Here is a 13,157-nt window from a genome sequence, read left to right on the forward strand (position 1 = left end):
GGTCGCGGGTTTCATCCCGTGGGCGCCGAGCCCTCCTGCTCCAGAGCCTTCTCTTTTGCACCGGAGAACTCCTGCTGACTGAACACCTCCGACAGAATGGATTGTTCAATAGAGCTACGCCGGTCGGTCAGCACGGGGATGCGCACCACCAGGTGAACTTCTTCGGCGCTCGGCATCTGAAGAGTAATGCGTGGCTCCACCGAGGGGGCGTCCAGGCCGCGATACTCGTTCAGTCTTTTAAGGTAGCGCTTGGCCTCGGCCAGATAAGACGCACAGTGTTCATTGGCCGAGGCCAACAGCGCCTGTTGCGCAGCCTGCCAGTTGGCAGTGCGCTTGAAGGGGATGGTGAACACATGCAGCACATAGTCGTGGGTGTAGCTTTCGTTGATCACCGGCTCGGCCACAAACAGGGCGTTGGGGATGACGATCATCCGCCCGGTGCGCTGGTGGGTCAGCTTGCCCGGGCCCACTTCCAGAATGGTGGTCGCGAGCAGACTCTGGTCGATCACATCGCCGCGAAAGTCTTTCACCTGAATGCGGTCCCCGATATTGAAGGACCCGGCCCCGGCTTTGAGGATGGAGCCGGTCACACACAGAATCAGCTCCTTGGTGGCCACCACAAACGCCACGGCGATGGCCACCACTGACAGTGCCAGGGTGCGCAGCTCTTCCCCCCAGATGATGATCAACCCCAGCAGCATGAACAGCAGCAGGCCGTTACGCGAGTGCACCAGCCAGCGGCGGCGCAACTCCATGGAGGCGACGTTGCGGCGGATGTAGCGGGCGGACAGCGCCCGGACCACCACCACCACGGTAATCAGCAACGCCGTGCTGATCAGTAGCTTCAGCAGCGTTTCCGAGGCGGCCAGTTCGGCGGGGTTGATACCAATGGTTTCCAGCATGGTGGTGTCCTGATCTTACGCCCGACGCGGGCATCGGTAATGGGCGCAGTGTAGCAAATCCGGCGGCAAAGCCATGAACACCGGGCATAAAAAAACGGCGCCCCGAGGAGCGCCGTTTTTCATTGCCTGCCTTGAGGAGCAGGCGACCTAACGAAGCGACAATCGCTTACATAGGCTGGATGTTTTCCGCCTGAGGACCTTTCTGGCCCTGAGTCACGGTGAAGCTTACTTTCTGGCCTTCGGCCAGGGTTTTGAAGCCAGTGCCCTGAATGGCGCTGAAGTGAGCGAAAACGTCCGGACCGGACTCCTGCTCAATGAAACCAAAACCTTTTGCTTCGTTGAACCACTTAACGGTACCAGTAACTGTAGACATAGTCTTACCTTAATCAATCAAAAAATGTAGATGACCCGAGGGTCGGTTGTGCTGGAAATGGTGCTATTACTTATGACGGACAGGACGACTTGCTACAGGCAGGAATCGAAATGGTTGTGCATAAATATAAAACAAGCTTTCTAGCAGGACCCATAGTATCTGTTCTGTGGCACACGTCAAGAACTTTTTGAGGGCTAAAGCGCTCTTTTTAAGCCCGATAACTTCTCGAACGAGCCCCTGAGCCGCCCGAACTATCCCCTAACAGGTCATCCGAGCCCAACCGACCGCCAGAGCTGGCCCCGACAACACGCAGGACCCGGTACAACCGGACCGCGATGACGAGACCTGAGCCAGCGTAGGCTTCACAGGCGTGTTCCCGAAGCTGGGCAACTTCAACACGGTGGCTCTTGGGTTTATGCGTGGAGTGCCCTGGCACCTTCGGCCACTCGCCATACGGTGGCCTGTCACCCAAGGCTACCAATAGTAACCGACTGAGAGACCAAAGAAGTGGACGTCTCGGTTTTCAAAGAATAATCGCAAGTCGGTGTTAGTTGTCAAAGATACCCGAGCATCCAACCGGGCCTGCCGTTGCCTGTCAGAGTGATAGAAGTGCTGTTCCCCCCAGTACGCCTGGAGGTTCACTTTCCCGCTTAAGCGCCAATTAAGCTGCAAGGACGGCTCAACGAAAAATCCCTCGCTGGTATCAGTAGTAGCAAAATAGCCACCTCCGATAAATCCAGAGAGCACCATACGGTCAGAACCAAATGACGAAGAATAACCGGCTGCCGCCATCCCTTTGGCGGCCAGGCAGTCCGCACAGCTGAACGATTTCTGTTCTGCGCCGACCGAAAGTCGCCAGGAGTGCCCCCTATCGCCAGGTAAACCCGTTTTATTTTGCTGAATACTCTCCACTTCAACGATCGTCAACTTTTCCAGCTGGCTCCCCTCTTCCCCAAAAGACACGGTGATATCTCCCATCGCCAGAGTCGAGAATGCGACGCTTCGGCCTTGCGCATCCAATGAGTCATAGTAGGCTGGCCTGACTCGGACCGTGTACCGTGGAGCAGCGCCTGGCCCGTCCTGCAGGCCCACCGAAAAGTAGCTTGGTGGCCGCCCTTCGTGAGGGGCATCTTCCCCCTGTAAATCCAATGCTCCACCGCCTGGCTCAAGTTCAAAACGCCTCATCAGTACAGCACGGTGCTCTCTCTCAATATCTGGCACCTCATCGACATCTGCTTTCACCTGCCGAAATTGATAATAATCGAGCAGTGTATCCAGGACGCGTTTTTGGCTTTCTTCGGCGCCAACAATGGTTTCCTCCAGGGCCGGTGAACCTCGATGGGCGGCTTGCTCTACCCGTTTTCGCTCTTTGGCACCGAGCTCTTCATAGCGGGCATAGAGTCTCGATTGCCTTGAAGGTATATAATCAATCGACTCTACCAGGCCGGTACCTCGATAGGCCGAACCATTAACCGCCTGCACTATCTGCTGGGGAAGCACCCAAGGTCGGTTTGCGTTAGTGTAGTTCTCACCTGTTACTACCGTGAATAGCTGGGCGATTTGATAAGCGCAATTTCTGTTAAAAAAGTAGTAGGTGTACTCTTTGGCCAATAACTCCCACAGGTGTGCGACAAGCAGCGTTCTGTCAGAGTCGCTTAGCGCTAACCGATACTCCCATAAGTCCCTCAGCTCATTTTCACCGTAATTGTGTGTATGGTAAAAATATTCCCGGTGTGTGTAGCCCGCGTCATAGCCGCCGAAGATTCCCTTCCCAATGTAAACCAGCATATTTTCATTGTCTGGAATGATGGCGCCGAAGTTGATGGCCGTATCATCCAGACTTTCCCGGACATTCTCGCCATGGCGGTTCAATCTAACCAGAAGATGTCCGTAGTATGAAGCCGGATTGCCAAGGTACCCGGTTGCGTAAATGAGGCTAATCGACTCGACATCGCCATTCAGAGAAAAATCGGTATACCCTGGGCACTCGTCCGGTGTGACGGGAATCTCCTGAAAGTCAAAATGCTGAGACAGCCACAGAAAGCGTGCCGGAAAACGACACACAGCATGGTCATTCAGGTCTTGAGGCGAAGAGGAATAAAAGGCGCTAAGGGTAGCGTTCATTTCTCTCAGTGGGTCTCGACGGCCGTCTCTGGACAAGAAAAAGGCAGTCGCTTTTACGTCGCTGACCCTGGATTGGGGTGAAGAGAACCCCAGCAGCCGGCGCCACTGCATCTCTTTACTGAGTGTCAAGATTTTACGGTCGTCGTATCTGTTTAATGATGATGGCAACGGACCGTCTGCCAAGGCGCACGATATCGCGAGCAAGCTCGCGACCCACACCAGCCAACGATAACGCATTCGGATAATCACATTGAGGTAAAACGAAAGCTGGGGCCAAAAGATAGCCCCAGCCTGCGGAGGGGAGGCTCTTAACCAGTCTGAGAAACGGCTTTCATAAGACCATTGTAGAAAGCTTCAGCTTTCTGTTGAGAAGACAACGTCAGGTACTCCTCCGAGCCCACAACGTCCGCGGCCTCTTGACGCAGACTCAGGGTAACCGCTTCACGCTGCTCCTCAGAGACATCCATGATGCTCATCAAGGTAGCAAGGTTCTCGCCATTGCCTTGGGCAGATTCCTCGATGAGGTTATCATAGCTTTCCATAATGAAAGCTGCCGCCTGCACATTCTTGCCGCTGCAAGTCTCGGGGCTTGCGGTTGCCGAGGTTACGGCGGTGGTGCCCACGTCCCAGATCACGTTAGAGAGCGCCGCAGCAACACCGTTAGTCGGGAATACGGCAGCACCGATGCCGCAGTCTGAGAATGGATTTGGACCTGTTCCAACCTCGCCGTTTTGAGCCAAAGCTCCTGCGCTAGCCAAAGACAAGGCGGCCGTAAGACCACTGATTAAAACCATTTTTGTTTTCATATTAAAGCTCCATAGTGTCGTTATTTGCCATCCCAATGTTTGGACGGAAGACATTTCTATCATTATGTGTATTTTCATGTCAAATATACGCACCAAAAAGGGGCGGACGGCAGAACATGCGCCTGGTCAAGCGTCGGAAAGGGCCTGTAACACTTGTCACGGTCTTCTGGAGCCACATTAGAAGCCAACTGGATTGAAGGGGAAAGGGCTCGGAGGGGGAGGCGGAATGCTCGCCCCATCCATGGGGCTCAGCCTTCGGGCGTCCAAACTGGTGCGCCAGCCCGGTTGTTCCAGACAATTTTGTCGAACCAGGCGGTGGTTCTCATCCAGCCACCTGGCACCATAAAAAAAACCCCACCTTTGCAGGCGAGGGTTTTTGTATGGTGCCCGGAGGCGGAAAGCGCGGCAGGACAGCCGCGATTGACAGCGCAGCTGCCCGAAGGGCGAGGGCCAGGAAGGCCCGAGTCAATCGAACCACCATAAGGAGCGTTCGATTTCGCCACTCCTCAGGCAATAAAAAACCCCGCAGCCATGGGGGCTAACGGGGTCTTTTCAAAGTATGGTGCCCGGAGGCGGAATCGAACCACCGACACGAGGATTTTCAATCCACTGCTCTACCGACTGAGCTATCCGGGCTTTTCTTGTCTTGGTCTGCCAGCCCCGGGGGCTCGGCGACAAGAGGCGCGTATTAAACCGTTTCAGACTCAATGAGTCAAGAGGGGTTGGCAAATTCCTGAGGACTGATGCCTAACCGCCGTGTTTTTTCAGGCACTGCTCCAGTTGGGCACGGCTTTCGTCCAAGTGGGCACTCACTTTTTCCCGCCAGTGGGGATAAGGCGCCTCGGGGTTCAGGGCGTCGCAGTCGGTCAGTACCTGATGCAGGTGTTCTTCCGCCTCCAGGCACTGGCTAATCAGGCTGACGGTCTGGTCCGCCGAGAACAGGGCCCGGATGCGGTGGATCAGATGTTCACCGGCTTCTTTTTCGCTGTTCGGGGCCGCCGGCAGGTCGCCGGCGGTGCGGATGGCGTCGGCCAGGCCGTCGGACAGACTGTCGCGGGCATCGGCCAGGCTTGAAAACAGGGCCGCCACGTCATCATCGTCAATGAACTCCGCCAGGTCGCGCAGGTTGTCCGCGCTTTCCTGTACCCCAACGTGCAGGTTTTGCAGGGCGGTTTGCAGATCGGTTCTGAGCAGATTCATAGCATTGGCCTGTCGGTTTCAAAAGCATTGTTCTCCCGCGCCACCACTTCCAGCGCACCAGGGATGCAGTGGAACTGTGCCGGCGTGGCGGTTACCGGCTCGCCGTCCGCGTGTATCGACATACCGGTCGGACGGGTCTCTATCTCGATCCGCTGACCCCGCGCGGTCACGACCCGGTGGTCCAGGTCATACTGGCCTTCGCGCAGCAGCGGTGCCAGCGTCAGAAGCTCCCAGACGCCCAAAGGACGCACGCTGTATAGCGATAACAGGCCATCATCGATACTGGCGCAATCCCGGACCACGTTACCGCCACCGTAGTAACGGCCGTTGCCCACCGCCAGTTGGATGGAGCGCAGTTTCTGGCGCTGGCCATCGACGGTCAGTCGGACGCGGAACTGACGGCGGCGCAGCAGCGCGGCAAAGAACGCTTTGAGATAGCTGAACACGCCCCACTGTTTCTTGACCTCGTCGGTCAGCTCTTCTGTGACCTGCACCCCCAGGCCAAGGTTCGCCACATTGAAAAAATACTGGTCGTTGACCACGCCCAGGTCGATCCGGCGGCGCGGGTTGGCGGCAATGACGTCAAAGGCGGCGTTCAACTCCTGAGGGACCCCCAAGGTTCGGGCGAGGTCGTTGGCGGTACCGAGCGGCAGAATCGCCAGCGACAGTTGGCATTCATACAGGGTCTGGGCCATGGAGCTGATGGTGCCATCGCCTCCGGCCATGATGACCAGCTCCAGTTGCTCGCGACGCTCGCGCACCGCCCGGCGGCTTTGCTCCGGCCCCTCGGACAGATAGACCTCGACCTCAAACCCGGCGCTGCGCAGGCGCTCTACGCCTTCATCGAGCGTCGCCTCGGAACCCCGACGGCTACCGGGGTTGATGATCAGCAGGGTGCGAATGGCGCTGGCCATCGGGGGCGGCCGTCAGGATGCGCCGTCGGTGTCACTGGGTGGGACGTAGCCTTCGGCCTTGTCGTAGTCGTCCCCGGAGAGAAACTTGTCCATTTGCTCACTGAGGTAAGTACGCGAACCCATGTCCATCAGATTCAGATGCTTTTCATTGATCAGCATGGTCTGATGCGCCAGCCACTCCTGCCAAGCCTGGCGGGAGATGTTGTCATAGATGTCCTGCCCCTTGGGGCCGGGCAGTGGAGGACGCTCCAGGCCCTCCAGCTCACGTTGGTACTTGCGACAGAATACGGTGCGGGACATACGGCGTGCCTCCTAAGCCTTCAATGTGGCCGGGATACTACTCACTCTGTTCGGCCTTTTCCACAGTGACCCGCTCCAGAGCGCGCTGGCGATAGTATTCGCGGAGCACGCCAAAGGCCTCCTTGCGGACACCGGTTTCGGACAGCAGGCCCTTGCGGTTGAAGTCGTCCTGAACTCCCGGCAGCGTACGACGCGGCGAGCGGAAATCCGCCAGAATCCAGGGTGAGGTACCGACAAAACCATCGATCTTGTCGAGCATGGCCAGGGTTTTGCGGTACAACTCGGCCTGATAGGCCTCGGTCCAGAGAGTGTTGGAGTCGCCCTGCAGGCCCTGCTTGGCACCGGCTCCGAACTCGCTGATAAACACCGGCTTGTCGTACGGTATGTGCCAAGTGACCCGCTCGGCTTTTTCGTGTAATCCATCGTACCAGCCGATGTATTGATTGAAGCTGACAATGTCCATCAACTCCGCCAGGGGATCCTCCACGATGGCACGCTCAGGATTCTCGGGGTCGTAGTGCTTTTCCATGGCGGCGCTGATCAAGCGGCTACTGTCCAGGGAACGGGCCCGGTCGGCCAGACGGGTCAGGAACCGATTGCGCGCCTCACTCACGGGCGTTTCATTGGCCAGTGACCAGATAATGATCGAGGCGCGGTTTTTGTCCCGTCCGATCATTTCTTCCAGTTGCGCCTGGGCATTCTGGTAGGTTTCTTCACTGTCCCAGTTGATGGTCCAGTACACCGGAATTTCCGACCAGAGCATGACGCCCAGTTGGTCGGCCAGACGGACAATGTGTTCGTTGTGCGGGTAGTGTGCCAGGCGCACAAAGTTGGCATTCAGGTCGCGCGCCCACTGCAGCTGCTTGCGGGCTTCTTCCACGGAGGTGACGCGACCACCGCCGTCCACGGCGTATTCCTCGTGCAGGGAAATCCCCCGCAGGAAGATCGGCTTGCCGTTCAGCAGTAACTGTTTGCCCTCAGCTTCAATGGTGCGCAGCCCCACTTCGTCATCCAGCCGGTCGTTGCCCGTGCGCACGATGACCTGATACATACGCGGGCTGTCCGGCGACCAAAGTTGAGCCCCCACGGCTCGAGCGCTAAAGGTCGCAACGCCCTCAGCGTTGGTGGTGGCCCGAACATCGATATTGAGTTGCGGTAACGTCAGTCGCACTTCCCGACCGGCGCCGGCACCATCGACCACCGCATAGCCGGACAGCTCCCCGGTTTTGTGGTCATTGAGCTGAATTTTGTAATCCCGCACGAACACTTCGGGAGTCACCAGCAGGCGCACACTGCGGGTGATGCCGCCATAGTTCCACCAGTCGGTGTTAAGAGTGGGCACGCCGTCACGTTGGCGTTTGTTATCCACCTTTACGACGAGGGAATTACCCTGGGGTTTCAGCTTGCCGGTGGTTTCAAAATAGAACGGGGTAAAACCGCCGACGTGGTGCCCGAGCTTTTCGCCATTGAGGTACACATCGGCGCGATAGTTGGCCGCACCAAAATGCAGAAACGTGCGCTGCTTACCTTCGGTCGCGGGCGCATTGAACAGTTTGCGATACCAGATGGAGCCTTCGTAGTAATACAGTTTTTCTTTCTGGGTATTCCAGTCCCCCGGCACAGTCAGGCTCTCGGAGGCGTCAAAGTCATATTCGATCAGTTCGCCGGAGTGGCGCGGTTTGGCATCGCGAAAATAGGCACTGCGCGGCGGATTGTCCATCTGGTCAAACGGCTCGTAGCGATAGTTGTAATAGCCGTTCTCATAGGGGTCGACGATGATTTTCCACTCCCCGTTCAACGGCAGGGCCGGGCGAGTGTAGGTCTGAAAGGGCTGAAATTCCGTTGCCGATGCCGCCAGCGATGTCAGCCCAAGCAGGGTGCTCAAGGCGGTCATTATTATCGTTTTCATCTGAATCTCCTGTGGTATTTATTCCGCCGCAGTCAGGGCGCGCGGGTCCAGCTCCGCCAATTGCTGTAACAGCTTTTTGACCGGCGCGGCCAACCCCAGTGCTTCGGGCCGATCGAGCCGATACCAGGTCTGAGCCCGCTCGCCCACCCTGTCCGGCTCCCGCGCCAGCTGCAACAGCACGGGGGTGATATCCAGGTGATAATGGCTGAAGGTGTGCCGATAGCTGTCCCAGATTTCCCGATCGACGACTTCGCCATAGTGGTCCTGCACATGAACCTGGGCGTCTTCCTCCCGCGCCAGCTCCGGGAACCCCCAGAGGCCACCCCAGATTCCCTGCGGTGGGCGCTGCTGCAACAGTATATCTCCCGCAGGGTTGCGCAACATCAGGAACTGCACGGCTTTGACCGGTTTGTCTTTTTTCGGTTTCTTGCCCGGATAATCGGTGGGATTACCCTGGGCCCGGGCGATGCAGCTGTCATTCACCGGGCACTGGTCGCACTGCGGTCGGGTGCGGGTGCACAGGGTCGCCCCCAGATCCATCATGGCCTGGGTGTAATCCCCCACCCGACGTTTTGGCGTATTGACCTCGGCGTACTCCCAGAGGGCATTCTGCACAGCGGTCTGGCCCGGCCAGCCGGGTACCGCATAGTGACGGGCCAGCACCCGTTTGACGTTGCCATCGAGAATCGCCGCGTGTTCACCATAAGCAATGCTGGCAATGGCGCCGGCGGTGGACCGGCCAATACCCGGCAGATCGCTCAGCGCCTCGACACTGCGGGGGAAGGCCCCGCCATGCTCGCTCACCACCTGCTGGGCGCAGCGGTGCAGGTTGCGTGCCCGGGCGTAATAGCCCAGTCCGGTCCACAGGTGCAGCACTTCATCTACGGGGGCCTCAGCCAGTGCCTCGACCGTGGGGAAGCGCTCCATGAATCGTTCGAAATAGGGAATGACCGTGGTCACCTGGGTCTGCTGGAGCATGATCTCCGACAACCAGACCCGGTAGGCATTGATGTTCTGCTGCCACGGCAGATGCTTGCGCCCGTGACGATCAAACCAACGCAGCACGGCACGGGCAAAGGGGGTATCACTCATTTACGGCTCGTTTCACTTCAGTCGGGTACCACACACACCGTCGCGACCATCAGCGGCGGAACAGATCTTTCAGCCGCTCTTCCGCACTCGGTTCGGACTCGCCGGACTCATCGGTCGCCTCTTCATCGTCGCCACCCAGCAGGCGCTCGCGTACCCGGTCTTCAAGCTCGCGTTTTTCCTCATCGAGCTTCTCCCGGGCGCGGGCTTTCTCCTCGTCCACTTTTTGCTGGGCGCGGGCCTTTTCCGCTTCAATGCGCTCGCCGTGCTGCTCTTTGAGTTTGTAGGCGGCGAAGTCCTTGATCAGGGACTGCACTCCGTCGCTGTCGAGCCCACAGTCGCCAAGTGGGTTGAGGTCATCCAGTGAACCCCGGCAGCGCAGCAGCGACAGGCTCCGGTCCAGCCAGTAATTGCTGGTGACCTGACAGCCCCCTTCACTGGTGCCCTCACTGCCCAGGCGCATGGGCAGGGTAAAGTCGTACAGCGCCTGTTTCATGTCCAGTTTACCCTGGGCCCCAAGGGTCAGGCGCTCCACTCCGGCCTGCAGGGATTCCAGACGAATCACCTGATCCTGGATGGTAACCTTGCCGGACAGGGCTTTCATTTCGGTGTAATCCGCCCAGGCTTTCTGCGGATCGGCTTGCGCCTGCGTCACCCGGTTGACGATTTCGCAGAACTTCTGCTCGACGTTCAGCGGCGCGAGCCGCACTTGAGCGCCGGAGAAGGCGGCCTGCGCATCCAACGCCGAGGTGAGTTCATTCAGGGTCAGGCCCCGGGTATCCGCGGCCACATCGGCGTTCAATGCGCCGGTCAGTTGCAGCTTTTCATCAAACTCCAGGGCGGTCAGAAGAGGGCCGAGTTCCAGCCCGCTCAGGTCCGCCACCAGATCCACCACTGCTGTTTCACCGGTACCGTCCAGGCGGGCATTGGCATCGAGCCGGCCCTGGTAGGCGTTGAGCGTGGCCCGTTCCAGATTGACCACGCCGTCGCGAGCCAGCAGGCGCACGCTCAGGTCCTGCATTTCCAGGTCCTTGACCGTCAGGGCGCCGAAATCCAGACCAAAGGCGACATCCAGTGAGCGGATCAGCTCAAGTGGGATCAGGGGCTCGTCTCCGGTGCTCCCGGTTTCTTCCTCCACCGCTTCCTCGGACGGAGGCGGCAGGTAATGGTCGATATTGATCCGGTCGCCCGTCAGTGCGACGTTCAGAGCCATTTGCGACAGATCGGTGATCGCCGCCCGCCCTTCAATGGTGGTTTCATCCAATTCCAGGCGCAGCGGATCGACCGATACCTGCTCGGTGGTGCCTTCGACCCGGGCGCTCACCGCAACCCGGGACAGAGCCTCCGGGTCCGCCAGTTCTGGCGCTGGTAAGGACAGTACCGCCATCAGCGCCTTCGGGCTGAACGGCTCCAGGGTCAGGTCGCTCTGATAACGCGGACTGGTCAGCAGCTCATCCACGCGGGCGTTGATGGTCAGGCGAATATCGTCGGAGGCGCCGGCCCGAGCCAACTCGACCCGCAAACGGCCGTTGCTCAGCTCCAAATGAGAAAAGTCCTGCGCCAGAGTGATCCGCCCATCCAGTTCTCCCGCCACCGCCAGTGGTTCATTGCCGAGCGTGGCCGGGTCTTCAATGGACGCTTCCCAGCCCAGGGCGAGATTGAACGGCTGGCCCTGCAGGTTGAAGCCGGTAATGCCCACGTTCAGCGGCGAGAGGGTGAGGTCCTGCCCGGTCCCGAGGTCGCGATAGTGCAGTGAGGCATTGCTCAGGGTGATCTGCTCCACAGCCAGTTGCAGCGCCTTGCCGGACTCGGCTTCACTGGCGGTTGCGGGTTCCGGCGCGGGCTGCTCCGGAGTACTCTCCTCCGGCAGAAGCGCTTCCCAATTGCCCTGCCCCTGCTCGTCCACTATCAGGTCCAGCGCCGCACCATCAATGAGAATGTGGTGCACCGACACTTCGCCCTGCAACAGCGGGCGAATGGCCAGGCGCAGGCTGGCCTGGTTGAGCTCCGCAATGGCGTCATCCGGCGCGCTCACCGCGGCGACCCGGATATCGTTGACCTCCACCCCCAGGGCGGGCCATAACTGCCAGCCCAGATTGCCGTTGATCTCCAGCGCAACCCCCTGCTCCTGGGCCAGGCTCTCGAGGCGTGGTTTGAACATGTTGGGGTCGAACACAAACACCAATGCGACTGCGGCGATCACAATCAACAGCACCAGCGCTACCAGAACCTTGAACAGACGTCTTAACAGTTTCACCCGGCACTCCCCTGTCGCACTATGGCGGAAATTGTGATGGAAAAGGGCTCAGTGTAAGCCCAAAGCGAAATCAGCCCAAGTGTAGACGTCTCAACGTCGCAACCGCGGTATAAAAACGTTAAGAAAGCGTTTGCTTCTGTAAATAAGAATACTTATCATCTTATGCAGCGTTACACTTCCTGTTTGTATATCAGCATTCTCTGCACATTAGGTGGCTTCTTTATGAAACAACTGACCCGCACTTTGATTGGCGGCCTGCTGGCTGGAACCACCGGCCTGCTCTTGGCGGCCTGCAGCGACTCCGGCGACCAAGGCCAGGCCGAGCAGACCGAGGCCAAACCCACCGTCACGGTGTATTCGGCCCGCGCCGAACACCTGATCCAGCCGATTTTCGAGCGCTACACCGAGGAAACCGGCGTGAAGGTCCGCTTCATTACCGACAGCGCCGGTGCCTTGATCCAGCGGCTGAAGGCCGAAGGCAGCAATACCCCGGCGGACCTGCTGCTGACCGTGGATGCGGGCAACCTCTGGCAGGCCTCCCAGGAAGGCCTGTTCCAGCCGGTTGAGTCAGAGGTGCTGGAGCGCAATATTCCCGACCATCTGCAGGCGGACAACAACGACTGGTTCGGCCTGTCGGTGCGTGCCCGCACCATCGTCTACTCCACCGAGCGGGTTGACCCCAGCGAGCTGAGCACCTACGAGGCGCTGGCCGATGATCAATGGCAGGGCCGCCTGTGCCTGCGAACCGCCAAGAAGGTATACAACCAGTCTCTGGTCGCCACCATGATCAACACCCTGGGAGAAGAGACGACGGAAGAGATCGTTTCCGGCTGGGTGAACAACCTGGCCACCGCTCCGCACTCCAACGACACCTCGGCCATGGAAGCGGTGCTGGCGGGTCAGTGTGATGTCACCCTGGTCAACACCTATTACTTCGGCCGCCTTCAGAAAGATAATCCGGAGGTGAAACTGGCCATCTTCTGGCCCAACCAGGACGGTCGCGGGGTGCACGTCAACGTCTCCGGCGCCGGCCTGACCAAGCACGCCAAACAGCCCGAAGCGGCTCAGGCCCTGCTCGAGTGGCTGTCCAGCCCGGAAGCCCAGGAGCAATTTGCCGAGGCCAATCAGGAGTACCCCGCCAACGGTAGCGTCGAGCCCTCTGACTTCGTCGCCGCCTGGGGCGATTTCAAAGCGGACTCGGTCAATGTAGAATCCGCCGGTCGCCTTCAGAGCGATGCCATCAAGTTGATGGATCGCGCCGGCTATCGGTAATCGGTACCCGC

11 protein-coding genes and 1 tRNA gene are annotated in these 13,157 nt (G+C 58.9%); 1 reads left to right on the top strand and 11 read right to left on the bottom strand.

What is annotated here, in order from left to right; genetic code table 11:
- Positions 1-11: 11 nt before the first annotated feature.
- The 11 genes from EDC38_RS14580 to EDC38_RS14630 form a co-directional block, all read right to left on the bottom strand.
- Positions 12-902, bottom strand: a complete 891-nt coding sequence (locus EDC38_RS14580) for a mechanosensitive ion channel domain-containing protein (protein ID WP_123639295.1) — start codon at positions 900-902, stop codon at positions 12-14.
- 166 nt (positions 903-1,068) lie between these two features.
- Complete coding sequence (locus EDC38_RS14585; protein ID WP_024462033.1) at positions 1,069-1,275, bottom strand: cold-shock protein; 207 nt, start codon at positions 1,273-1,275, stop codon at positions 1,069-1,071.
- Positions 1,276-1,749: 474 nt separating this feature from the next.
- The gene (locus EDC38_RS14590) at positions 1,750-3,636 is read right to left on the bottom strand and encodes an Lnb N-terminal periplasmic domain-containing protein (protein WP_123639296.1); all 1,887 of its coding nucleotides are present in this window, start codon (positions 3,634-3,636) and stop codon (positions 1,750-1,752) included.
- Between the two features lie 71 nt (positions 3,637-3,707).
- Positions 3,708-4,205 (bottom strand): DUF3015 family protein, encoded by a 498-nt coding sequence (locus tag EDC38_RS14595; protein WP_123639297.1) that lies wholly within the window; start codon positions 4,203-4,205, stop codon positions 3,708-3,710.
- A gap of 560 nt (positions 4,206-4,765) precedes the next feature.
- A tRNA-Phe gene (locus EDC38_RS14600) sits at positions 4,766-4,841 on the bottom strand.
- Between the two features lie 111 nt (positions 4,842-4,952).
- Positions 4,953-5,405: a hypothetical protein gene (locus EDC38_RS14605; protein WP_024462032.1), complete on the bottom strand. Its 453-nt coding sequence runs from the start codon at positions 5,403-5,405 to the stop codon at positions 4,953-4,955.
- The gene (locus EDC38_RS14610; RefSeq protein WP_123639298.1) at positions 5,402-6,319 is read right to left on the bottom strand and encodes a lipid kinase; all 918 of its coding nucleotides are present in this window, start codon (positions 6,317-6,319) and stop codon (positions 5,402-5,404) included. Before EDC38_RS14610 ends, EDC38_RS14605 begins: the two co-directional genes overlap by 4 nt.
- Positions 6,320-6,331: 12 nt before the next feature.
- On the bottom strand, positions 6,332-6,619 hold the full coding sequence (locus tag EDC38_RS14615; RefSeq protein ID WP_024462030.1) for an oxidative damage protection protein: 288 nt from the start codon (positions 6,617-6,619) through the stop codon (positions 6,332-6,334).
- Between the two features lie 37 nt (positions 6,620-6,656).
- Positions 6,657-8,528, bottom strand: coding sequence for a glycoside hydrolase family 2 protein (locus tag EDC38_RS14620; RefSeq protein ID WP_211331154.1), 1,872 nt, complete (start codon positions 8,526-8,528; stop codon positions 6,657-6,659).
- An 18-nt stretch (positions 8,529-8,546) separates the two neighbouring features.
- A complete protein-coding gene (gene mutY / locus EDC38_RS14625) occupies positions 8,547-9,620 on the bottom strand; it encodes an A/G-specific adenine glycosylase (RefSeq protein ID WP_123639299.1) in 1,074 nt (357 codons plus the stop codon).
- A gap of 49 nt (positions 9,621-9,669) precedes the next feature.
- Positions 9,670-11,874 (bottom strand): AsmA family protein, encoded by a 2,205-nt coding sequence (locus tag EDC38_RS14630; protein ID WP_123639300.1) that lies wholly within the window; start codon positions 11,872-11,874, stop codon positions 9,670-9,672.
- Between the two features lie 222 nt (positions 11,875-12,096).
- Between EDC38_RS14630 and EDC38_RS14635 the strand changes: the two genes are divergently transcribed.
- Positions 12,097-13,146, top strand: coding sequence for a Fe(3+) ABC transporter substrate-binding protein (locus EDC38_RS14635; protein WP_123639301.1), 1,050 nt, complete (start codon positions 12,097-12,099; stop codon positions 13,144-13,146).
- The last annotated feature ends 11 nt before the right edge of the window (positions 13,147-13,157 follow it).

The organism is Marinimicrobium koreense (assembly GCF_003762925.1).
Classification (GTDB): domain Bacteria; phylum Pseudomonadota; class Gammaproteobacteria; order Pseudomonadales; family Cellvibrionaceae; genus Marinimicrobium; species Marinimicrobium koreense.

Bases quoted from the DNA above. Each gene is read 5' to 3' on its own strand.
- EDC38_RS14580 (WP_123639295.1), bottom strand. From the start codon at position 902: ATGCTGGAAACCATTGGTATCAACCCCGCCGAACTGGCCGCCTCGGAA.
- EDC38_RS14585 (WP_024462033.1), bottom strand. From the start codon at position 1,275: ATGTCTACAGTTACTGGTACCGTTAAGTGGTTCAACGAAGCAAAAGGT.
- EDC38_RS14590 (WP_123639296.1), bottom strand. From the start codon at position 3,636: ATGCGTTATCGTTGGCTGGTGTGGGTCGCGAGCTTGCTCGCGATATCG.
- EDC38_RS14595 (WP_123639297.1), bottom strand. From the start codon at position 4,205: ATGAAAACAAAAATGGTTTTAATCAGTGGTCTTACGGCCGCCTTGTCT.
- EDC38_RS14605 (WP_024462032.1), bottom strand. From the start codon at position 5,405: ATGAATCTGCTCAGAACCGATCTGCAAACCGCCCTGCAAAACCTGCAC.
- EDC38_RS14610 (WP_123639298.1), bottom strand. From the start codon at position 6,319: ATGGCCAGCGCCATTCGCACCCTGCTGATCATCAACCCCGGTAGCCGT.
- EDC38_RS14615 (WP_024462030.1), bottom strand. From the start codon at position 6,619: ATGTCCCGCACCGTATTCTGTCGCAAGTACCAACGTGAGCTGGAGGGC.
- EDC38_RS14620 (WP_211331154.1), bottom strand. From the start codon at position 8,528: ATGAAAACGATAATAATGACCGCCTTGAGCACCCTGCTTGGGCTGACA.
- mutY (WP_123639299.1), bottom strand. From the start codon at position 9,620: ATGAGTGATACCCCCTTTGCCCGTGCCGTGCTGCGTTGGTTTGATCGT.
- EDC38_RS14635 (WP_123639301.1), top strand. From the start codon at position 12,097: ATGAAACAACTGACCCGCACTTTGATTGGCGGCCTGCTGGCTGGAACC.